Origin of the sequence: Mesorhizobium sp. NZP2077, assembly GCF_013170805.1 — a bacterium.
Taxonomy (GTDB): Bacteria; Pseudomonadota; Alphaproteobacteria; order Rhizobiales; family Rhizobiaceae; genus Mesorhizobium.
The window spans coordinates 4,488,072-4,509,380 of sequence record NZ_CP051293.1; the positions used below are offsets into that span (position 1 = coordinate 4,488,072).

The following is a 21,309-nucleotide window of genomic DNA, read 5'->3' on the forward strand; positions in this document are numbered from 1 at the left end:
ATCACGAAGAGATCGAGGCGTGGCCCATCAGCCACGCCTCTTTCTTGGTTGGCGCATTATCCCCGAGAAGGATCATCGGCCCTGGGAGGGCTCTCAGAAGAAGCCGAGCTTCTTCGGGCTGTAGCTGACCAGCATGTTCTTGGTCTGCTGATAGTGGTCGAGCATCATCTTGTGGTTCTCACGGCCGATGCCCGACTGCTTGTAGCCGCCGAACGCCGCGTGCGCCGGATAGGCATGGTAGCAGTTGGTCCAGACACGGCCGGCCTGGATGGCGCGGCCGAAGCGGTAGCAGCGGTTGGCGTCGCGGCTCCAGATGCCGGCGCCGAGGCCGTAGAGCGTGTCGTTGGCGATCGACAGCGCCTCGTCGTCGTCCTTGAAGGTCGTCACCGAGACCACCGGCCCGAAAATCTCCTCCTGGAAGACGCGCATCTTGTTGTGGCCCTTGAACACGGTCGGCTTGACGTAATAGCCGCCGGCCAGATCGCCCGGCAGATGGTTCCGCTCGCCACCGATCAGCACCTCGGCGCCTTCCTGCCTGCCGATGTCGAAATAGCTGAGGATCTTCTCCAGCTGTTCGCCCGACGCCTGTGCACCGATCATCGTGGCCGGATCGAGGGGATCGCCCTGGACAATGGCGGCAACGCGCTTCAGGGCGCGATCCATGAACTTGTCGTAGATCTTCTCATGCACCAGCGCCCGGCTGGGGCAGGTGCAGACCTCGCCCTGGTTGAGCGCGAACATGACGAAACCTTCGATTGCCTTGTCGAAGAAGTCGTCATCTTCCGATGTCACGTCCTGGAAGAAGATGTTGGGCGACTTGCCACCGAGTTCGAGCGTCACCGGAATGAGGTTCTGGCTGGCATATTGCGAGATCAGCCGACCGGTCGTCGTCTCGCCGGTGAAGGCGATCTTGGCGATGCGGTTCGACGAGGCGAGCGGCTTGCCGGCTTCGAGGCCAAAGCCGTTGACGATGTTGAGCACGCCATCCGGCAAGAGATCGCCGACGAGGTCCGCCCACAGCATGATGGTGGCCGGCGTCTGTTCGGCCGGCTTCAGCACCACGCAGTTGCCGGCGGCAAGGGCCGGCGCCAGTTTCCAAACCGCCATCAGCAGCGGGAAATTCCAGGGAATGATCTGGCCGACGACGCCAAGCGGCTCATGGAAATGATAGGCGACGGTGTCATCGTCGATTTGCGACAGGCTGCCTTCCTGGGCGCGCAAAGCACCGGCGAAATAGCGGAAATGGTCGATGGCGAGCGGCAGATCGGCGGCAGTCGTCTCGCGGATCGGCTTGCCATTGTCCCAGGTCTCGGCGAGCGCCAGGAGGTCAAGATTGTCTTCCATGCGGTCGGCGATACGGTTGAGCATCAACGCGCGCGCAGCCGGGGTGGTCTTACCCCAGGCGTCTTTGGCCTTGTGCGCGGCGTCGAGGGCCGCCTCGATGTCGTTTGCATCCGAACGCGCGATTTCGCCCAACGGCTTCCCGTTGACCGGCGAGATGTTATCGAAATACCGTCCTGAATGCGGCGCCACCCATTTGCCGCCGATGTAGTTGTCGTAGCGCTTGGCGAAGGGAACCTTGGCCGTGCGTGAAAATTCCACCTTATTCATTGTCTTCCTCCCAGGAAACAGCGGTACGGGATGTACCGCGCTGCGAGGGAGAGTGAGGATGCCATCAGGCTTTGTCAGCCCGGGCAAGTCATCCGCACCAGGCCGACTGTCGCAGGATTGCGACAGGTTCGGCGCCGAAACTTCAATGCGGCCGGCGGATACCGAAGCGGGCCAGCTTGCGATGCAACGTAGCCCGGGAAATGCCGAGATTGTGCGCGGCGGCGGAGACGTTGCCATCGGCGCGCGCGATCGCCCGCTGGATTACTCCGCGCTCCGCCTCTTCGAGTTCCTCCGCGGCCTCGGCGACGTCGCCGAGGATGTCGGCGGCGGGCAGCCCCCGAGCCAGCGCCTGTTGCGTGATGCCGAGGGTCTGCCGCGCCGAGCGTGTCGCGCCGACGACCAGATCATCGCCGTTGACCGCAATCAGCGCGCCGGCGCTGCGCTCGGCCGCCGAGGCAAGCAGAATGCGGGCATTGGGAAAAGACAGCCGAAAATTCTCGGCCTCGATGCGGCGGGCGGCATCGCCGACCGCCATGGCGATCAGGCCGACAAAGCCTTCGGTCAGATCCGACCGGCAGGACGAGACATCGAGCGCGGCAGCCAGATTGCCCTCGTGGTCGTAAATCGGCGCCGTCGTACAACTGAGCAGCGTGTTGCTCGAAAAGAAGTGCTGGTCACGATGAATGGTCAGCGCGCGCTGGTCGGCCAAACATGTGCCGATGCCGTTGGTGCCCTCGGAGTCCTCACTCTATACAGTCCCGGTCCACAGGCCCCATTCGTCGAAGGTCCCGTCATCGGCGGAAGCCCCGCGGCGTTCGACAGGGACACCGTCGCGATCAGCGAGCAGGACGCAACAGCCAATGCCGCCGACCGCAAGATAGAGACGATCAAGACTCGCATCCGCGGCCCGCAGCAACTGCTCGACCCGCTGCCGCGCCAGCCTGAACTCGCCTTCGGTCAGCCGTCGAGGCGCCTGTCGTTGGCCAGGATCCAGCCCATGCACCGTGAGCGAGCGCCTCCAGGAGGCAACCAACGCCGATCGAGCGGCATCGCTGGTGGCAATGGCGGCCTGGACGATATCAGCATGATGGGCCGGCTGTCCGCTCACCTCATCCTCCCAAGGCGCTTCCAACTCAAGCAGCGTTATATCCGCCTAGATATATCCGCAGCATCAGATGTAGGGGATCGGCGGTTGCTGGCGCTATAAGACAATGGTCCAACAGCAGCCATGGAACGCGGCCGACCCGGCCTCCCGCCCAAGCGCCGCCAACATTATTGTCACCATTCAGGCGTAGCCCAACCGGGGTATTTTTTCCTGAACTCTGCGTAAAGCGCTTCGAGTTCCGCTTTGCTGACCGGACGTACCTGCTCATAGAGGTAACCGGTAACGCCGTCGGACAACTGGTATGCCGCAATACGCTTATATGCGGCGCCGATGCCTTTCCCTTCAAGAATATACCGGTTCGGGATCGTGACGCAGATCTGCGCGCCCAGTTGCAGATGGGTAACCGGGTGGTCGGTCACGACAACATATCTGGATTTCAATGCGTCCGGCTGGAACCGATCACGACTGTCCACCTGGCACATCCATCCGACATGGGCAACCAGGTCCCGGTTCATGCCAAACAACAGCGCATCGCTCATCACAGGACCCGACGCGAATACCGAAAAGCGGTCGTTCGGTTCCATCCTGTCGACGAGGTCATGGATCAGGCGCCTGTATTCGGGGAGATTGTCGAGGCGAAGTGGAAGCGTGGCTTCCCCGGCGAAGACAAAGCCAACCGGGGACAGCAGCTGACGGCCGGCCGGAAAAAACGTGCCCAAAAAAGCAAATCCGGCGACAACGGCCATGGCGGCGCTCGACCATCGCGATTTCAGTCCTGGCACGGAGACGAGGGAAACGATTGCCTGGGCATAGGCGGGGAAGAGCCAAAGAAATATCGGCAGCGAATGATGCCGTTCCGGATCCTGCGTCCGACCGAAAGCCAAGAAGGTGAACACCGAGGCCATGGCACAGAACAGGGAAAATCTGTTGCCGCGCAAAACCGAGATATAGAGGCCCACTACAATCAACGCCCAGTTCAGATAGCTGAGCCGGGATCCGACTTCACCGAGCTGGGTGACAAAGGTCGTCTTGTATCCGCTGTAAAGGACGGCGTAGCTGGTTTGCAGAATCTTGGCGATCAACGGCAGCTGGAAATTTAGCGCCGTCGCGGCAATCAGGAAAATCGCGCACACGCCGCCCAACACCGCGTTGCGCAAGGCGGTAAAGTCCCGGTCCCTAGCGATCTGCAGCAGACAGAAAAATGCCGCGGAAACGGTGATCCCTATTGCGGCATAGGCGTACCAGCGGCGCAGCATGAACGCCAACCACAGGCAGGCGCCGACGGATATTCCGCTTATCACCGGTTCGCGGGTCAGGAACCTGGATTTCCAGAGAAAATAGGTTGCCGCGGTCAGGGCGAGACAACCGGCAACGTCAGGCATTCCCCGAAGCGTCGGCGCCCAGAACGGCGTATACAGGAAGGCCGCGATCCAGACGGCTATCCAACTTCGGGACGGCGTCTCGGACACAGCTTCCTGATAGCTTATTCTGCCTATGAAAAGAACCGCCGGGACCAGGTAAACCGCGACTATTGCGGCAACGAAGGAAAGCCTTGAACCGCCGAAAACAAGGTGAAACGGCATCAGGGGCACCAGGATCGCCACGCCGTAATCTTCCGTCGCGATGGAGGTGCTCAATTGGCTCAGCCACTTGGAAGGGCTCTCGACCAGGAGAGCGCCCTGCTGGTTGAACATGTTGAAATAGGCCGCGAAGTCCCAATAGTAGGCGGACTCTTCGAGATTTACGTACGCGGCGCTGAGGGCGATCCCAAGCAACACGGTGCATAGGTAGGTGCCCGTCCAGAATCCGCAGATTTTGTTCTTTGTCACTGGAACCCGTCAAGGAGAGAAGGGACAGAATTGTCGGGACCAAACCGGAGCCGTCCCCTGACGCCGCCAAGGGCCGTTCCGGCGAATCTTGCGAACAGACTCTTATAATGAATTGTTCAGAGCCCAAATGGGCCGTTGCTCGAACGCGCCAGGCGCGAGCATGGAGAACGCCTAGATGGGGCGGCCCAGCGATAACCGGCAGAGGTGCTTACTTGCGAACCGCTGCCGGTCGACGGGGTTTCTGTTCAGGTGGTTTCGACCTTCTTCGGCTTGGTCGAGCCGATCATCTTCCAGTTCTTGTAGAACATCGAATTGATGCGTTCGACGCTGACCGAGACAACCGCGAGCATGCCGGCGATGACCCTGGGAACCGGGGACGGCCTGATGATGTCCATGAACACGCAGTAGCGGCGACCGTCATACTCGTTGACCGAGCGATGCAGCAGCGTGTCGTCGAAAATGAACAGCGGATTGTCATACCAGTAGTTCTTGACGCTGCCGCATTCGACGAAGATCTCCGACTTCACCGGCACCAGATTGTAGAGGATGCGCAGGCTGAGCCGCAGCGGACCGAAGTGCCAGGAGGTCGATTCGCGCTTGCTGAAGACCGACACGGCAATGGTCTTGATGTATTTGAAGTCATTGTTGAATTCGGCGACGTTGTCGATCCTGTGCTTGCCATACCACTGGTAGACATACATGCCGCGCCGGCCGGCGCCGAAATTGGCGTCGATGTCGGCGATGATCTCGTCCTTGCGCGCCTTGAAGATGTCCAGGACCTCATTGACCTCGCGCTGATAGTCCTCGGGAAACTGCTGCAGCTTCCAGACGCCGGGGTTCCTGTAGCAGAGCAGATCGACCACCAGGTTGAACGGCGACAAAAGCCAGGTGAACAGGCCATTGCCGAGGAAGTAGCCTGAAAACAGCGACAGATCCTTCCTGTCGTTGCGCAGCACGTCGATCAGGCCGCAAACGATGAAGATCGTCGTCAGGATGGGGATGAAATAGAAGCCAAGGGCGAGAAGCGGGATGGCGATGGCGAATTTGCGAAGCGATTTGCGAAGAGTTTTTGTCATTTTTCCACGCGCGGAGCGCGATCCTGTTGCGAATGAGTGTGCCAAATCTCGGCAACGACCACCGCCCGGCCGTGCGCCTTGATAAGGTTTTTTGGGTCGCCGCACAACGCCACGACGTCGTGGCCTGGCAGCTGCCTGGTGGAATTTGCCAGACTTCGGTCAATGCACCGCTGGCAAACCGAGCTCGTCCCATTTCTCCCTGGCCACGGGGTCGCCGACCAGGAACTCAAAGCCGATGACGCTTTCGCCGTCGTGTGCGAGCTGGCATTTGAACTTCAAATTATACCAGTTTTTGCGACTGCGGAAAGCCGCGCCGTCGGCGGCGATCATGGTGCCGCGGACCTTCTCCTCGGCCGTTGCGTAAGGCACGACGCGTTCCGGCTGAAAGTCCGCGCGCCAACGCCGGATCTGGTCCATGGCCTCGATATTGCACAATTGCACCATGCGCTCGTCGGAAGCGAAGGTCGCAAGATCGGCGCGCGCCTGCCGGCTGCGCGGATCGGCGAGCGTCTTGGCCGACAGCATTTCGGTCGGCCGGATCATGGCCGGCGCGCTGGGCGGTGGAGATTGGGCAGCACTCGGCGATGGTGTGGGCACCGGCGCTCGCGCCTCTGGTGCCGGCGGCGCTGCTTGCACTGGCGGCGGTCTGGTCGACGCCTCGAACTGCTGCGGCGTCAGAATGTCAACCGACACCCGTTCCTCTTCCAGCCGCTTCGGCGGCTTCGGCAACGGCATCAAGGCCAGCGTTGCTGCGAGCAGCGTGTGAAGAACAACCGAGGCGTGAATCCCCCATGGCGAGGCCTCGCTTCGAAGCGTGACGACCACCGGGCCGCGCAAGCCAGTTATTCCCGCTCTTTGCGCAGCTTTGCCCAATAGTCGAGCCGCTTTCGGATATCGCGCTCGAACCCACGCTCAGGCGGATCGTAGAAGGTCTGGCGGCCCATCTTCTCGGGAAAATAGTCCTGGCCCGAAAAGGCGTCCGGCTCATCATGGTCATAGCGATAGCCGGCGCCGTAATCCTCTTCCTTCATCAGCTTGGTCGGCGCGTTGAGGATGTGCTTTGGCGGCAGCAGCGAGCCATGCTCCTTGGCAGCGCGCGTGGCCGCCTTGAAGGCGGTGTAGACGGCATTGGATTTGGGCGCGGTGGCGAGATAGACGGTGGCCTCGGCAAAGGCGAGCTCGCCCTCCGGCGAGCCCAGATAGTCATACGCATCCTTGGCGGCATTGGCGACGACCAGCGCTTGTGGATCGGCAAGGCCGATGTCCTCCATAGCCATGCGCACCAGCCGGCGGCCGAGATAGAGCGGATCCTCGCCGGCGTCGAACATGCGCGCGAGATAGTAGAGTGCTGCATCAGGGTCGGAGCCACGCACCGATTTGTGCAGCGCAGAGATCAGATTGTAGTGGCCGTCCTGGCCCTTGTCGTAGATCGGTGCACGGCGCTGGACGATGCGCTGCAGCCCTTCCGGATCGAAGATCTCGCCGGGCTTGGCGGCACGCCAGACCTCCTCTGCCAGCGTTAGCGAGGCGCGTCCATCGCCATCGCTCATACGAATGAGCATCGTACGCGCCTCGTCATCGAGCGGCAGCGCCCTGCCCTCCGTCTCCTCCGCCCGCACCATCAGCTTGGCGATGCTCTCCTCGCCGAGCGAATGGAAAACCATGACGCGCGCGCGGGACAACAGGGCCGCGTTGAGTTCGAAGGACGGGTTTTCGGTCGTGGCGCCGACCAGAACGACCGTCCCATCCTCCATGACAGGCAAGAAAGAATCCTGCTGGGCGCGGTTGAAGCGATGTATCTCGTCGACGAAAAGCAGGGTCTGGCGGCCATTGGCGCGGCGCAGCTTGGCCGCCTCGAAGACTTTCTTCAGGTCGGCGACGCCGGAAAAGACCGCGGATATCTGCTCGAAGGCAAGGCTGGTCTCGCCGGCGAGCAACCTTGCCACAGTGGTCTTGCCGGTGCCCGGCGGCCCCCAGAAGATCATCGAACCGAGCGAACCTGAGCCGATCAGCCGGGTCAGGGCGCCATCGGGGCCGGTCAGATGCTCCTGGCCAACGACCTCGTCAAGATTCTTCGGCCGCAGCCTGTCGGCCAGCGGCCGCCCGGGCGGCGCCTTCTCCGGTTCGTCAACGCTGAACAGATCGGCCATGCACTTCTTTTGGTTTGGAGCGCGATCCCTTCAGATCGAACTCAGTAACGCAACACCTGGCGCAGTATCTGCCCGCCGCGCTCGACGGTAAAGCGCCACCAGCGCGTATCCTGCTGGGCTACCTGCGCCAGCATTGCAGCGGTGTCGATGGTGGTGCCGTTGACCTCGCGCACGATATCGCCCGGCTGGAAGCCGAAATCGGCGGCCGGCGAATCGCGGTTGATGTCGATCACCGTGACGCCTTTGAGATCCGTGCGCAGGCCAAGCTTCTGAGCCAGCCGCGGTGACAGTTCGGCAACCTTGGCGCCCGAAAACGGGCTGCGGCCATGCAGCGTCACTTCCGAGGCTTTCGCACCCTCCGGCGCGCGCTCCAGCGCGATGTCCATGGCTGCTTGCTGGCCCTTGGTCAGGATCGCGAAATTCGCCTTGGTGCCGATCGACAGCGTCGCCATGCGATAGTCCAGCGCCTCGATGCTCTCGACGGGCTTGCCGTTGATCTGCAGCACGACATCGCCCGCCTTCAGCCCAGCCTTGGCCGCCGGTCCGGTTGCTTCGACGGAAGAGACCAACGCCCCGGTCGGCTTTTCCATGCCGAGCGATTCGGCGATCTGCGGCGTCACCGCTTCGAACTCGGCGCCGATATAGGGCCGTTCGAAGAAATCGAGGCCTGCCTTGGCGGCATCGGCAAAAGCCCGCACCATGTTTGCGGGGATGGCAAAGCCGATGCCGATCGAGCCGCCGCTGCGGCTGTAGATCGCGGTGTTGATGCCGACCAGCTGGCCGCCCATGTTGATCAGCGCGCCGCCGGAATTGCCGGGATTGATAGCCGCGTCGGTCTGGATGAAATAGCCCGAATCCGAAACGCCGATATGGCTGCGGGCAAGTGCCGAAACGATGCCGCTGGTGGTGGTCTGGCCGACGCCGAAGGGGTTGCCGATGGCCAGCACCAGGTCGCCGACCTCGAGCGCGTCGGAATCGCCGATGGCGATGACCGGGAATGGCTTGTCGGATTCGATCTTGAGCACGGCAAGGTCGAGCGTCTCGTCCTTGAGCATCACCTTGCTGGTGAATTCGCGCCCGTCGGCGGTCGCCACCTTGACCTCGTCGGCATCCTTGATGACGTGGTAATTGGTGACGATGACACCGCTCGGATCGACGAGTACGCCCGAGCCGAGCGAAGACTGCGCGCGCGGCTGGGCGCGGCCGAAAAATTCCTCGAAGAACGGATCACCTTCAAAAGGCGATGTGACCTTGGCCGTCTGCGAGGCGTAGACGTTGACCACGGCCGGCGCCGTCTGCTTGACCAGCGGCGCGAACGAAAGCTGCACCTCCTCGCGGCCGAACGGCACGCGCTTGTCTGGACCGGAGGTGGAATTCTCGCCTTCAACGCCATGCAACAGGTCAGTCAGCACGTCCGACAGGCCGGGATCGGCAGGCTTTGCTGCGTCTTCGGCCAGCGCCTGCCGAACTGCCGGTGCGGCTGCGAACACCATGAAGGCGCAGAGCAGAACGAGGGACAGTCTTTTGGCGCGCATTCGCGAATCCTCCAAGGCAAGTTCGGGCGCATTTGTCCCGACGATTGTGCAAAATCAAAGGCTAAGCCGCTGAAATCCGATTATTTTCTCGTCGGCTGACCGTTGTGGACGCGCCTCGACGCGCAGAATAAGAAAAAGGGGCCCGCAGGCCCCTTCAATTCAGTCAGAAAGAAGTAGCCTTATGCGGCTGCGGCGTCCGCTTCGCTGCCTTCGGCTTCGATGCGGGCGCGATCGCCGGCGCCCTTGGCCGAGGTGTCGCGATCGACGAACTCGATGACGGCCATTGCGGCATTGTCGCCGTGACGGAAGCCCGCCTTCATGATGCGCAGATAGCCGCCATTGCGGTTGGCGTAGCGCGGCGCGATGGTGTCGAACAGACGCTTGACGACGCCTTCATTGCCGATCTGGGCAATGACCTGACGGCGGGCGTGCAGGTCGCCGCGCTTGCCGAGCGTCACTAGCTTCTCGACGATCGGACGCAGGTCCTTGGCCTTCGGCAGCGTGGTGACGATCTGCTCGTGCTCGAGCAGCGACACGGCGAGGTTGGCGAACATCGACTTGCGATGGCTAATGCTTCTAGCGAAGCGGCGGCCTTTGAAACCGTGGCGCATGGCTCTTTTCCTTCTTCAGTTATTCAAGAGGCCGCGGCCTCTGATGGTTTTCCGCATGACCGTCGGATCGAGCGGCCCATGCCGCCGATCCTTGGAATTCATGCTCAATATTGATCTTCGTAACGCTTGGCGAGGTCTTCGATGTTTTCCGGCGGCCAGTCCGGCACTTCCATACCGAGGTGCAGGCCCATCGCCGCCAGAACTTCCTTGATCTCGTTCAGCGACTTGCGGCCGAAGTTCGGGGTGCGCAGCATCTCGGCTTCGGTCTTCTGGATGAGATCGCCGATGTAGACGATGTTGTCGTTCTTCAGGCAGTTGGCCGAACGCACCGAAAGCTCGAGTTCATCGACCTTCTTGAGCAGCGCCGGGTTGAAGGCGAGCTCGGTGACGGCTTCGGCAGCGACTTCCTTCTGCGGCTCGTCGAAGTTGACGAACAGGCCGAGCTGGTCCTGCAGGATGCGGGCGGCGAAAGCCACCGCGTCCTCGCCCGAGATCGAACCGTCGGTCTCGATCGTCATGGTCAGCTTGTCATAGTCGAGAACCTGGCCCTCGCGGGTGTTTTCGACCTTGTAGGAGACCTTCTTGACCGGCGAGTAGAGGCTGTCGACCGGGATCAGGCCGATCGGCGCGTCCTCGGCGCGGTTGCGCTCGGCCGGCACGTAACCCTTGCCTGTGTCGACGGTGAATTCCATGCGGATTTCAGCGCCTTCGTCCAGCGTGCAGATGACGTGGTCGGGGTTGAGGATCTCGACGTCGCCAACCGTCTGGATGTCGCCGGCCAGAACCGCACCTGGGCCCTGCTTGCGAACGACCATGCGCTTGGGGCCGTCGCCTTCCATACGGATGGCGATTTCCTTGATGTTCAAGACGATGTCGGTCACGTCCTCGCGTACACCTGCGATGGACGAGAATTCATGCAGGACGCCGTCGATCTGCACGGCAGTGACAGCCGCACCGCGCAGCGAAGACAGAAGCACGCGGCGCAGCGCGTTGCCGAGCGTGAGGCCAAAGCCGCGCTCGAGCGGCTCGGCGACGAGCGTGGTCAGAGTCTTCTTCTTCGACGAGAACTCGATCTTGTTCGGCTTGATCAGTTCCTGCCAATTTTTCTGGATCATGATGCTTTCCTTCCGTTGACCCGCCACCATCCAATCGTGGCGGGCGACCTGGAATACCGCGGAGGAACGCCTTTCAGCGTTCACGCGGCGTTCGGTAATTTCTTAGACGCGGCGCTTCTTGCGCGGGCGGCAGCCATTGTGCGGGATCGGCGTCACATCACGGATCGAGGTGATGGTGAAGCCGGCCGCCTGCAGGGCGCGCAAAGCCGATTCACGACCCGAGCCAGGTCCGCAGACCTCGACTTCGAGCATGCGCATGCCGTGTTCCTGGGCCTTCTTGGCAACGTCCTCGGCAGCCATCTGGGCGGCGAACGGAGTCGACTTGCGCGAACCCTTGAAGCCCTGGGCACCGGCCGACGACCAGGCAATCGAATTGCCCTGCGCGTCGGTGATGGTGATCATCGTATTGTTGAAGGTCGAATTGACGTGGGCAACGCCCGACGAGATATTCTTGCGTTCGCGACGGCGAACACGAGCGGCTTCCTTGGCCATGATAGTCCTTTCAGTTGATCTCTACACCGCCGTAATGCCAGCGGCTCCACCAGGGAGAAGGCAGTAGGGGAATATGGCAGTAGGGCAGTATGTCTGCCGGTCCTATTGCCTTACTGCCCTACTCCCTTACCGCCCCAAATTACTTCTTCTTGCCGGCGATCGACTTGGCCGGGCCCTTGCGGGTACGTGCATTGGTGTGCGTGCGCTGGCCGCGAACCGGCAGCGAGCGGCGGTGACGCAGGCCGCGGTAGCAGCCGAGGTCCATGAGGCGCTTGATGTTCATCGAGACTTCGCGGCGCAGGTCGCCTTCGACCTGGTAGTCGCGGTCGATGGTCTCGCGGATCTGCAGCACTTCCGCGTCGGTCAGCTGGTTGACGCGGCGCTCGGCCGGGATGCCGACCTTGTCGACGATCTCCTGGGCGAACTTCTTGCCAATGCCGTGAATGTACTGAAGCGCAATGACGACGCGCTTGTTGGTCGGAATGTTGACGCCGGCTATACGAGCCATGTTCTTCTCTTCTCCATGTGGGCCGGCCGACCTTCAAAACAAGGCAGGCCCGGCGTTGTTCAGATTGCCCCGCGTCCGGTGGAGGCCGGCCCTTGCGGGAGTTTCCAGTTCAAAGCGACTGCCTTGCCCTTGCGGACAAGCAAAGTGCGCACCTGATAGGAAGACGGGCCGCCATACCGCAGCGAACCGCCCCCGTCAAGCTTAATCTTTAAATTCCCTTACCGCTGCTTTGCGGCCGCTGCGAGCACAGCTTCGATCTCGGCGGTCACCGCATCGATGCTGGCCATGCCGTCGACCGTCTTGAGCCTGCCCTTGGCGTAATAATAGCCGGTCAGCGGAGCGGTCTTCTTGTAGTACTCGCGCAGGCGCTCCTCGAACACCGCGGGATTGTCGTCCTTGCGCACCGGCTGGCCGGCCGCCTTGGCATCCTCGGCACGCTTGACGATGCGGCCGACCAAGGCCCTGTCGTCGACGACCAGTTCGATGACCGTGTCGAGGCCGATGCCACGCTCCGAGAGCATCTGATCAACCGCATCGGCCTGTACCAGCGTGCGCGGATAGCCGTCGAGGATGAAGCCCCCGGTGCAATCGGCCTGGTCGATCCGCTCGGCGACGATGGCGTTGACGATGGCGTCGGACACCAGCTCACCGGCATCCATCACCGCCTTGGCACGCTTGCCGACTTCGGACCCGGCCTGAACGGCGGCACGCAGCATGTCGCCCGTCGAAAGCTGGGGTATGCCGTATTTGTCTACCAGTCTTTGTGCTTGTGTCCCCTTGCCCGCCCCTGGCGGCCCAAGCAAAATCAACCTCATCTGGCTTTCTTCCCCCCGCGCAGCTTCGACTTCTTGATCAGGCCTTCATACTGGTGCGCGATCAGGTGACCCTGAATCTGCGCAACCGTATCGAGCGTGACACTGACCACGATCAGAAGCGATGTGCCACCAAGGTAGAATGGTACGCCAGTCGCCGAGATCAGGAACTCCGGCAGCAGGCACACCAGCACCAGATAGATGGCGCCGACGACGGTGATGCGGGTGAGAACGTAATCGATGTAATCGGCGGTGCGCTCGCCCGGACGATAGCCCGGGATGAAGCCCGAATGCTTCTTGAGCTGGTCGGCGGTGTCCTTCGGGTTGAAGACAATCGCTGTGTAGAAGAAGGCGAAGAACACGATCATCGCCGCATAGAATGCCATGTAGAGCGGCTGGCCGTGGCCGAGCGAGGCCAGGATGGTGCTCGCCCAGGCCGGCATGTTGGTGGTCTGCGAGAAGCCGGCGACGGTGGCCGGCAGCAGGAGCAGCGACGATGCGAAGATCGGCGGAATGACGCCCGACGTGTTGAGCTTCAGCGGCAAATGCGAGGTATCGCCCTGGAACATACGGTTGCCGACCTGGCGCTTCGGATACTGGATCAGCAACCGGCGCTGGGCGCGCTCGAAGAACACGATGAGCGCGATGACGACGATGGCCAGAACGATGATCGCCAGGATCAGGCCGGTCGACAGGGCGCCGGTGCGGCCGAGCTCCAGCGTGCCGGAAATGGCATGCGGCAGGCCGGCGACGATGCCGGAGAAGATGATCAGCGAAATGCCGTTGCCGATACCGCGCGCGGTGATCTGCTCACCAAGCCACATCAGGAACATGGTGCCGCCAACCAGCGTGACGACGGTGGAGATGCGGAAGAACATGCCGGGATCGCTGACGATGCCGTTGCCGTTCTCCAGCCCCACCGAAATGCCATAGGCCTGCACAAGTGCGAGCAGCACGGTGCCGTAGCGCGTGTACTGGTTGATGACCTTGCGGCCCTGTTCGCCTTCCTTTTTCAGCGCTTCCAGCGACGGGATGACCGAGGTCATCAGCTGCATGATGATGGAGGCGGAGATGTAAGGCATGATGCCGAGCGCAAAGATCGCCATGCGCTGCACGGCGCCGCCGGCGAACATGTTGAACATGCCGAGCACGCCCTTGCTCTGCGAGGAGAAGGCCTGGGCGAAAGCGTCGGGGTTGATGCCGGGAAGCGGAATGTAGGTGCCGAGACGATAGACGAGCAGTGCGCCGATGGTGAACCAGATGCGTTTCTTCAGATCCTCCGCCTTGGCGAAGGCCGAGAAATTCAGATTCGAGGCTAGTTGTTCAGCAGCCGAAGCCATGCCTGATTCTCCGCTTGGTAACGCTTGATGGCCCGTGAGGTCAGGCGGTGCGTTTCACCGAAGCTCACGAGATAAGCTCCGGGCTCTAAACATGCAAGCGGCCGCGTTGACGCGGCCGCTTAATTGAGCAGATCAAAGCGCAATCGTGAGCAAAAACGGGATCCCATTCTTGCCGATCGCGCTTCAAATTGCCGTTACTCGGCAGCTGCCTTTTCCGGCAGCTTGACCGAACCGCCGGCCTTTTCGATCTTCTCGATCGCTGCCTTCGAGGCGCCGGCGACGTCAAAGGCGAGCTTTGCCTTGATCTCACCATCCGAGAGGATGCGCACGCCGTCCTTGACGCGGCGAATGACGCCGGCGGCAACGAGCGATTCAGCCGTCACGGTTGCCTTGGCGTCGAGCTTCTTGGCGTCGATGGCGACCTGGATACGGGCCAGCGACACGACGGTGAAGCTCTTGGCGAAGATGTTGTTGAAGCCACGCTTCGGCAGGCGCCGGTAGAGCGGCATCTGGCCACCCTCGAAGCCGTTGATGGCGACGCCGGAACGCGCCTTCTGGCCCTTGACGCCGCGACCGGCGGTCTTGCCGGAGCCGGAACCGATGCCACGGCCGAGACGCTTCTTGGAGTGCGTCGCGCCGTCCTTGTCACGCAGATCGTTGAGTTTCATCTGGGTTCTCCTGCGCTTTGGCTCAGCCCTCGTCCACGACGCGGACGAGATGCTGAACGGCGGCGATCATGCCGCGCACGGAAGGCGTATCTTCCAGCGTGCGCTGCTTGTGCATCTTGTTGAGGCCGAGGCCGACCAGCGTCGCGCGCTGTTCCTTCGGACGGCGGATCGGCGAACCGATCTGCTCAACGGTGATGGTCTTGGTTACTTTCTTGGCCATGGTCAAAATCCCTGGTCAGATCGACTATTCTTCAGCCGCAACGGCGGTGCCGCGGCGGGCCTGAAGGGTCGAATACTTGATGCCACGCGCAGCAGCCACATCCTTGGGATGCATCTGGCTCTTCAGCGCGTCGAAAGTGGCGCGAACCATGTTGTAAGGGTTCGACGAACCCATCGACTTGGCGACCACGTCATGCATGCCGAGCGTCTCGAAGACAGCGCGCATCGGGCCGCCAGCGATGATGCCGGTACCCTGCTTGGCAGCGCGCAGCAGAACGCGTCCAGCGCCCCAACGTCCCTCGACGTCGTGATGCAGCGTACGGCCCGAGCGCAGCGGCACGAAGATCATGTCGCGCTTTGCCGATTCGGTTGCCTTGCGGATCGCTTCCGGCACTTCGCGCGCCTTGCCGTGACCGAAGCCAACGCGGCCCTTCTGGTCTCCGACGACGACGAGTGCTGCAAAACCAAAGCGACGGCCGCCCTTGACGACCTTGGCGACGCGGTTGATGTGGACGAGCTTGTCCACCATGCCGTCATCGCGCTCTTCACGCTCGCGGCCGCGGCCGCCTTCCCTACGTTCCTGTGCCATATCCTGTTCCTTGTTTTTTTCCGGAAGCACGGTTGATGATGAGATCCGGCGCCTCTGTGGGTCACCGGGGGCGAAAGTTATTTTTTCCTTCGCATAATCTTTATCCGAAAAGTCTGCAACTTTTCGGGATCATGCTTAGAAGCTGAGACCGCCTTCGCGAGCAGCTTCTGCCAGCGCCTTGACGCGGCCGTGATAGATGTAGGCGCCGCGATCGAAGACGACTTCCTTGACGCCGGCCTTGGTGGCGCGCTCGGCGATCAGCTTGCCGATCGCAGCGGCGGCCGCCGTGTCGGCGCCGGTCTTGAGCGAACCCTTGAGGTCCTTTTCGAGGGTCGAAGCGGCGGCGATGGTGTGGCCCTTGGCGTCGTCGATGACCTGAACGTAGATGTTCTTCGACGTGCGGTGAACCGAGAGACGCGGACGCTCGCCGGCGACCTTCTTGATCTGACGGCGGACGCGCTGCGCGCGGCGCTGGATGGACTCTTTGCTAGCCATGATAGTTCCTTGCCTTCAAAAGACGGGGGCCGCCATATGCGGTAGGCGAAAGAGCCTCCCGCGACCGCTCCCCGCGGCGTTGCACTTCTTTGGCTTGGCCCTTTCCGAAAAGTCTGCAACCTTCGGGGCCAAGCTCACTACTTCTTCTTGCCTTCCTTGCGGACGATCTTCTCGCCAGCGTAACGGACGCCCTTGCCCTTGTAGGGCTCGGGGCCGCGGTATTCGCGGATCTCGGCAGCCACCTGGCCAACCTGCTGCTTGTTGATGCCGGTCACGGTGATTTCCGTCGGCTTCGGCACCGTGATGGTGATGCCTGCCGGCGTCTCGTAAACGACGTCATGGCTGAAGCCAAGTGCCAGCTGCAGGTTCTTGCCCTGAAGTGCCGCACGATAGCCGACGCCGGTGATCTCGAGCTTCTTCTCGAAGCCGTCCTTCACGCCCTGCAGAATGTTGACGATCTGCGTGCGCGACATACCCCACTTGGAGCGAGCGGTCTTGGTCTGGTCGCGCGGCTGGACAGCGATCTCGCTGCCTTCCATCTTGACCAGGACTTCGTCGTTCACCACGAACTTCAGCTCGCCCTTGGGGCCCTTCGCCGTCACGGTCTGGCCGTTGACGGTCGCGGTCACGCCCTGCGGCAGCGAAACGGGTTTCTTTCCAATACGAGACATTTTGTTGTCCTCGTCACTTCTCTTGTTTCAGGTCTCTGTCTTCGGAACGATCCGAAGACCGGATTCCACTTTGCGGGTCAGCTCCCAGATCAGAAGATCTGGCAGAGAATCTCGCCACCGACGTTCTGTTCGCGTGCTTCGTGATCGGCCATCACGCCCTTCGGCGTCGAAAGGATGGCGATGCCGAGGCCGTTGGCGACGTGCGGGATCGACTTGGCCGAGACGTAAACGCGGCGGCCCGGCTTCGAAACGCGGGCGATTTCGCGCACGACCGGCGCACCGTCGAAATACTTCAGCTCGATTTCGATTTCGGACTTGCCGTTGTCGAAGTCGGTCTGGCTGTAGTCGCGGATATAGCCTTCAGCCTTCAGCACGTCGAGGACGCGGGTGCGCAGACGCGAAGCCGGTGTCGAGACACTCGACTTCTTGCGGCCGTAGGCGTTGCGGATGCGGGTCAGCATATCGCCGAGAGGATCGCTCAATGACATGTTATGTCCTCCTTACCAGCTCGACTTGACCAGGCCCGGGATCTGGCCGTTATTGCCGAGATCACGAAGCGCGATGCGCGATACTTTGAGCTTCCGATAGTAGGCACGCGGACGGCCGGTGACTTCGCAGCGGTTGCGGATGCGGATCTTGGCCGAGTTGCGCGGCATGGCGGCAAGCTTGAGCTGAGCGCGGAAGCGCTCCTCCATCGGCTTGGACTGATCCATGATGATCGCCTTGAGCGCTGCGCGCTTGGGACCGTACTGGTCGGCAAGCTTGCGGCGCCTGTTGTTCTTCTCGACTGAGCTGGTCTTTGCCATTTCAGATTTTTCCTTTTCTCGCTGCCGTTACTGGCGGAAGGGGAAGTTGAAAGCCTTGAGCAATGCCCTGGCTTCGTCGTCCGTCTTCGCAGTCGTACAAACGATGACGTCCATGCCCCAGATCTGATCAACCTTGTCGTAGTTGATCTCCGGGAACACGATGTGCTCCTTGATGCCCATGGCGTAGTTGCCACGGCCATCGAAGCTCTTGGGGTTCAGTCCGCGGAAGTCGCGGACGCGCGGCAGTGCGATGTTCACGAGGCGGTCGAGGAATTCGTACATACGTTCCTTGCGCAGCGTGACCTTGGCGCCGATCGGCATGTTCTCGCGGACCTTGAAGCCTGCGATCGAATTGCGTGCGCGGGTGACGACGGCCTTCTGGCCGGCGATCATCGCCAGGTCTTCGGCCGCAACCGAAGGCTTCTTGGAATCGGCGGTCGCTTCGCCGACACCCATGTTCAGCACGATCTTGTCGAGGCGCGGAACCTGCATGTCGTTGTCGTAGCCGAACTGCTCCTGCAGCGCCTTGCGGATGGTCTCGTTGTAGACCTGCTTGAGGCGCGGCGTGTTGGTTGCAGTCGCCTGCTTGGTTTGAGACTTAGCCATTGATGACTTCTCCCGAGCGCTTGGCGACGCGCACCTTCTTGCCGTCCTTCTGGAAGATGAAACCGACGCGGGTCGGCTTGCCGTCCTTGGGGTCGGCCAGCGCGATGTTCGACAGCTGGATCGGCGCTTCCTTGGTGATGATCCCGCCCTCTTGGGACTGGGACTGCTTCTGGTGACGACGGATCATGTTGACGCCGCGCACCAGCGCGGTGTCATCCTTCGGCTGAACCGACAGGACTTCGCCCGAACGGCCCTTGTCCTTGCCGGCCAGCACGACGACCTTGTCGCCTTTTCTAATCTTTTGCATTGGTCCGGCTCCTTACAGCACTTCAGGCGCGAGCGAGATGATCTTCATGTGGTTCTTGGCGCGGAGTTCGCGCGGAACCGGTCCGAAGATACGCGTGCCGATCGGCTCTTTCTTGTTGTCGACCAGAACGGCCGCGTTCTTGTCGAAACGGATCACGCTGCCGTCCGGGCGGCGGATGTCCTTGGCCGTGCGAACCACGACCGCCTTCATCACATCGCCCTTCTTAACGCGGCCGCGCGGAATGGCTTCCTTGATGGACACCACGATGATGTCGCCCACGGAAGCGTATTTCCGCTTCGAGCCGCCCAGCACCTTGATGCACATGACACGACGCGCGCCGGAATTATCCGCCACGTCGAGGTTTGTTTGCATCTGAATCATGACTGGCCGCCTTCTTCTTTTCTAACGGGACAGGCTCGAAGCCCCTCCCCGGTCTGTCCAAAATTCGTTTGTTTACGCCTGGTCCGAAGACACGACGATCCAGCGCTTATCCTTGGAAATCGGCTTCGACTCCTGGATGAACACCTGATCGCCAACCTTGTGGGCGTTGTTCTCGTCGTGCGCCTTGTACTTCTTGGTCATGCGCACGGTCTTCTTCATCACGGGATGCGTGAAGCGCCGTTCGACCTTGACGACAACCGTCTTCTCGTTCTTGTCGCTGACGACGGTGCCCTGCAGAATGCGCTTTGGCATGGTTTTCGTCCTTAAGCCTTCTTAGCCGCGGACTTTTCCGCAGCGATGGTCTTGATGCGCGCAATGTCCTTACGGACCTGTCTCACGCGCGCGGTCTTCTCAAGCTGGCCGGTGGCCTTCTGGAAGCGCAGGTTGAACTGCTCCTTCTTCAGGCTGGCCAGGTCGTCGGTCAGCTGATCCTGGGTCTTGGTCCGGATGTCTTCGGCTTTCATGATCAGCCCGTCCTATTCTGCGATGCGCTGTACGAAGCGCGTCTTGACCGAGAGCTTGGCTGCGCCGAGACGCAGCGCCTCACGGGCGGTTTCTTCATTGACGCCGTCGATCTCGAACATGATGCGGCCCGGCTTGACGCGCGCCGCCCAATAGTCGACCGCGCCCTTGCCCTTGCCCATGCGCACTTCGGTCGGCTTCGAGGTGACCGGCACGTCTGGGAAAATACGGATCCAGACGCGGCCGGCTCGCTTCATTTCACGCGTGATCGCGCGGCGAGCCGCCTCGATCTCACGTGCGGTGACGCGGTTCGGCTCAAGCGCCTTCAGCCCGAAACCACCGAAATCCAGGTTGGTGCCGCCCTTTGCGGTACCATGGATACGGCCCTTGAACTGCTTGCGGAACTTTGTGCGCTTTGGCTGCAGCATCGTTCTAACTCCAAATTCCTAAATGTCTCAGGCGTTTTCGCGACGACGACCGCGTTCGCGATCACCACCACCGCCATGCGCAGCATCACCCTCGGTCGCGCGACGCTCCGAAGCCATCGGATCGTGCTCGAGGATCTCGCCCTTGAATACCCAGACCTTGACGCCGCAGATACCGTAAGCCGTATGCGCTTCGGCCGTGCCGTAGTCGACATCGGCGCGCAGCGTATGCAGCGGGACGCGGCCTTCACGATACCATTCCATGCGCGCGATCTCGGCGCCGCCAAGACGGCCGGCGCAGTTGATGCGGATGCCTTCGGCACCGAGGCGCATCGCCGACTGAACGGCGCGCTTCATGGCGCGGCGGAACGCGATACGACGCTCGAGCTGCTGGGCGATCGACTGGGCGACCAGGGTCGCGTCGATTTCCGGCTTGCGCACTTCAACGATGTTGAGATGCGTCTCGGACTTCGTCATCTCCATCAGCTTCTTGCGAAGCTTCTCGATGTCGGCGCCCTTCTTGCCGATGATCAGACCCGGGCGCGCGGCGTGGATGGTGACGCGGCACTTCTTGTGCGGACGCTCGATCACGACCTTGGAGATCGCGGCCTGCTTGAGTTCCTTCTCAAGATACTTGCGGATCTTGATGTCCTCATGCAGCAGCTTGCCGTACTCGCCCGTGTTCGCGAACCAGCGCGAATCCCAGGTGCGGTTGATGCCGAGGCGAAGACCGATCGGATTGACTTTCTGGCCCATTATGCGGCCTCCCCTTTTTCTTCGACTTCACGAACGACGATCGTGAGGTGCGAGAACGGCTTCTCGATACGGCTGGCGCGACCACGGCCACGAGCGTGGAACCGCTTCATGACGATCGACTTGCCGACATAGGCTTCCGCCACGATCAGCGCATCGACATCCAGGTCGTGGTTGTTTTCCGCGTTGGCAATCGCCGACTCGAGAGTCTTCTTGACCGTGCCGGAAATCCGCTTGGCCGAGAATTCGAGGTCGGAAAGCGCTGTCGCGACCTTCTTGCCGCGGATCAGCGCGGCAACGAGGTTCAGCTTCTGCGGGCTGATACGGATCGTGCGCAATACGGCGCGCGCTTCGTTGTCAGCAAGCCTGCGCGGAGCTTTGGCCTTGCCCATGATTATTTCCTCTTCGCCTTCTTATCCGCGCCGTGACCGAAATAGGTCCGCGTCGGAGCGAATTCACCGAACTTATGACCGACCATGTCCTCGTTCACCGAAACGGGAACATGCTTCTGGCCGTTATAGACACCGAAGGTGAAGCCGACGAACTGCGGCAGGATGGTGGAGCGACGGCTCCACATCTTGATCACCTCATTGCGACCACCTTCACGAACCTTGTCCACCTTCTTGAGAAGGTAGCCGTCGATGAAGGGGCCTTTCCAAATAGAACGAGTCACTTGGCGTTAC

Annotated in this window: 28 protein-coding genes and 1 pseudogene; all 29 read right to left on the reverse strand. The window is 61.5% G+C overall.

Annotation, left to right across the window (positions count from 1 at the left end):
• Positions 1-93: 93 nt before the first annotated feature.
• Complete coding sequence (adh, locus tag HGP13_RS22365) at positions 94-1,611, reverse strand: aldehyde dehydrogenase (RefSeq protein WP_172229122.1); 1,518 nt, start codon at positions 1,609-1,611, stop codon at positions 94-96.
• 142 nt (positions 1,612-1,753) lie between these two features.
• Positions 1,754-2,719 (reverse strand): annotated as a pseudogene (locus HGP13_RS22370) (helix-turn-helix domain-containing protein).
• 170 nt (positions 2,720-2,889) lie between these two features.
• The gene (locus tag HGP13_RS22375) at positions 2,890-4,545 is read right to left on the reverse strand and encodes a hypothetical protein (protein ID WP_172229124.1); all 1,656 of its coding nucleotides are present in this window, start codon (positions 4,543-4,545) and stop codon (positions 2,890-2,892) included.
• Between the two features lie 245 nt (positions 4,546-4,790).
• A complete protein-coding gene (locus HGP13_RS22380) occupies positions 4,791-5,621 on the reverse strand; it encodes an aspartyl/asparaginyl beta-hydroxylase domain-containing protein (protein WP_172229126.1) in 831 nt (276 codons plus the stop codon).
• A gap of 159 nt (positions 5,622-5,780) precedes the next feature.
• Positions 5,781-6,458 carry a DUF930 domain-containing protein gene (locus tag HGP13_RS38025; protein ID WP_246707093.1) on the reverse strand — a complete coding sequence of 226 codons (678 nt, stop codon included), beginning with the start codon at positions 6,456-6,458 and terminating at the stop codon, positions 5,781-5,783.
• Between the two features lie 5 nt (positions 6,459-6,463).
• On the reverse strand, positions 6,464-7,771 hold the full coding sequence (locus HGP13_RS22390) for a replication-associated recombination protein A (RefSeq protein ID WP_172229128.1): 1,308 nt from the start codon (positions 7,769-7,771) through the stop codon (positions 6,464-6,466).
• A gap of 41 nt (positions 7,772-7,812) precedes the next feature.
• Positions 7,813-9,306: a DegQ family serine endoprotease gene (locus tag HGP13_RS22395; RefSeq protein ID WP_172229130.1), complete on the reverse strand. Its 1,494-nt coding sequence runs from the start codon at positions 9,304-9,306 to the stop codon at positions 7,813-7,815.
• 179 nt (positions 9,307-9,485) lie between these two features.
• Positions 9,486-9,917, reverse strand: coding sequence for a 50S ribosomal protein L17 (rplQ, locus tag HGP13_RS22400; RefSeq protein ID WP_172229132.1), 432 nt, complete (start codon positions 9,915-9,917; stop codon positions 9,486-9,488).
• 104 nt (positions 9,918-10,021) lie between these two features.
• Entirely contained in the window at positions 10,022-11,032 is a 1,011-nt protein-coding gene (locus HGP13_RS22405) for a DNA-directed RNA polymerase subunit alpha (protein ID WP_006205443.1), read from the reverse strand.
• Positions 11,033-11,134: 102 nt separating this feature from the next.
• Entirely contained in the window at positions 11,135-11,524 is a 390-nt protein-coding gene (rpsK, locus tag HGP13_RS22410; protein ID WP_006205444.1) for a 30S ribosomal protein S11, read from the reverse strand.
• A gap of 139 nt (positions 11,525-11,663) precedes the next feature.
• Complete coding sequence (gene rpsM, locus HGP13_RS22415; RefSeq protein WP_006205445.1) at positions 11,664-12,032, reverse strand: 30S ribosomal protein S13; 369 nt, start codon at positions 12,030-12,032, stop codon at positions 11,664-11,666.
• A gap of 218 nt (positions 12,033-12,250) precedes the next feature.
• Positions 12,251-12,847 carry an adenylate kinase gene (locus tag HGP13_RS22420; RefSeq protein ID WP_172229134.1) on the reverse strand — a complete coding sequence of 199 codons (597 nt, stop codon included), beginning with the start codon at positions 12,845-12,847 and terminating at the stop codon, positions 12,251-12,253.
• On the reverse strand, positions 12,844-14,184 hold the full coding sequence (secY, locus tag HGP13_RS22425) for a preprotein translocase subunit SecY (protein WP_015317976.1): 1,341 nt from the start codon (positions 14,182-14,184) through the stop codon (positions 12,844-12,846). Before secY ends, HGP13_RS22420 begins: the two co-directional genes overlap by 4 nt.
• Before the next feature lie 194 nt (positions 14,185-14,378).
• Entirely contained in the window at positions 14,379-14,852 is a 474-nt protein-coding gene (gene rplO, locus HGP13_RS22430; RefSeq protein WP_027044981.1) for a 50S ribosomal protein L15, read from the reverse strand.
• 22 nt (positions 14,853-14,874) lie between these two features.
• A complete protein-coding gene (gene rpmD / locus HGP13_RS22435; RefSeq protein ID WP_172229136.1) occupies positions 14,875-15,072 on the reverse strand; it encodes a 50S ribosomal protein L30 in 198 nt (65 codons plus the stop codon).
• A gap of 24 nt (positions 15,073-15,096) precedes the next feature.
• Entirely contained in the window at positions 15,097-15,660 is a 564-nt protein-coding gene (rpsE, locus tag HGP13_RS22440) for a 30S ribosomal protein S5 (protein WP_032933400.1), read from the reverse strand.
• A gap of 135 nt (positions 15,661-15,795) precedes the next feature.
• Entirely contained in the window at positions 15,796-16,155 is a 360-nt protein-coding gene (rplR, locus tag HGP13_RS22445) for a 50S ribosomal protein L18 (RefSeq protein WP_172229138.1), read from the reverse strand.
• Positions 16,156-16,292: 137 nt separating this feature from the next.
• Positions 16,293-16,826, reverse strand: a complete 534-nt coding sequence (gene rplF / locus HGP13_RS22450; RefSeq protein WP_027028842.1) for a 50S ribosomal protein L6 — start codon at positions 16,824-16,826, stop codon at positions 16,293-16,295.
• An 89-nt stretch (positions 16,827-16,915) separates the two neighbouring features.
• Positions 16,916-17,314 (reverse strand): 30S ribosomal protein S8, encoded by a 399-nt coding sequence (rpsH, locus tag HGP13_RS22455; RefSeq protein ID WP_006205453.1) that lies wholly within the window; start codon positions 17,312-17,314, stop codon positions 16,916-16,918.
• Between the two features lie 12 nt (positions 17,315-17,326).
• Entirely contained in the window at positions 17,327-17,632 is a 306-nt protein-coding gene (gene rpsN / locus HGP13_RS22460; protein WP_013895695.1) for a 30S ribosomal protein S14, read from the reverse strand.
• A gap of 27 nt (positions 17,633-17,659) precedes the next feature.
• The gene (rplE, locus tag HGP13_RS22465; RefSeq protein ID WP_172229140.1) at positions 17,660-18,238 is read right to left on the reverse strand and encodes a 50S ribosomal protein L5; all 579 of its coding nucleotides are present in this window, start codon (positions 18,236-18,238) and stop codon (positions 17,660-17,662) included.
• Positions 18,231-18,545 (reverse strand): 50S ribosomal protein L24, encoded by a 315-nt coding sequence (gene rplX / locus HGP13_RS22470; protein ID WP_006205456.1) that lies wholly within the window; start codon positions 18,543-18,545, stop codon positions 18,231-18,233. The genes rplE and rplX overlap by 8 nt, the downstream gene beginning before the upstream one ends.
• Before the next feature lie 12 nt (positions 18,546-18,557).
• Positions 18,558-18,926 carry a 50S ribosomal protein L14 gene (gene rplN / locus HGP13_RS22475; RefSeq protein WP_006205457.1) on the reverse strand — a complete coding sequence of 123 codons (369 nt, stop codon included), beginning with the start codon at positions 18,924-18,926 and terminating at the stop codon, positions 18,558-18,560.
• A gap of 72 nt (positions 18,927-18,998) precedes the next feature.
• Positions 18,999-19,238 carry a 30S ribosomal protein S17 gene (gene rpsQ, locus HGP13_RS22480; protein WP_010909280.1) on the reverse strand — a complete coding sequence of 80 codons (240 nt, stop codon included), beginning with the start codon at positions 19,236-19,238 and terminating at the stop codon, positions 18,999-19,001.
• Positions 19,239-19,249: 11 nt separating this feature from the next.
• Positions 19,250-19,450 (reverse strand): 50S ribosomal protein L29, encoded by a 201-nt coding sequence (rpmC, locus tag HGP13_RS22485; protein ID WP_006205459.1) that lies wholly within the window; start codon positions 19,448-19,450, stop codon positions 19,250-19,252.
• Between the two features lie 12 nt (positions 19,451-19,462).
• Positions 19,463-19,876 (reverse strand): 50S ribosomal protein L16, encoded by a 414-nt coding sequence (gene rplP / locus HGP13_RS22490; RefSeq protein ID WP_013531427.1) that lies wholly within the window; start codon positions 19,874-19,876, stop codon positions 19,463-19,465.
• 27 nt (positions 19,877-19,903) lie between these two features.
• Positions 19,904-20,629 (reverse strand): 30S ribosomal protein S3, encoded by a 726-nt coding sequence (rpsC, locus tag HGP13_RS22495; protein WP_023672753.1) that lies wholly within the window; start codon positions 20,627-20,629, stop codon positions 19,904-19,906.
• The gene (gene rplV, locus HGP13_RS22500; protein ID WP_006205462.1) at positions 20,629-21,018 is read right to left on the reverse strand and encodes a 50S ribosomal protein L22; all 390 of its coding nucleotides are present in this window, start codon (positions 21,016-21,018) and stop codon (positions 20,629-20,631) included. Before rplV ends, rpsC begins: the two co-directional genes overlap by 1 nt.
• A 2-nt stretch (positions 21,019-21,020) precedes the next feature.
• Positions 21,021-21,299, reverse strand: a complete 279-nt coding sequence (gene rpsS, locus HGP13_RS22505) for a 30S ribosomal protein S19 (RefSeq protein ID WP_135904000.1) — start codon at positions 21,297-21,299, stop codon at positions 21,021-21,023.
• Positions 21,300-21,309: the final 10 nt, after the last annotated feature.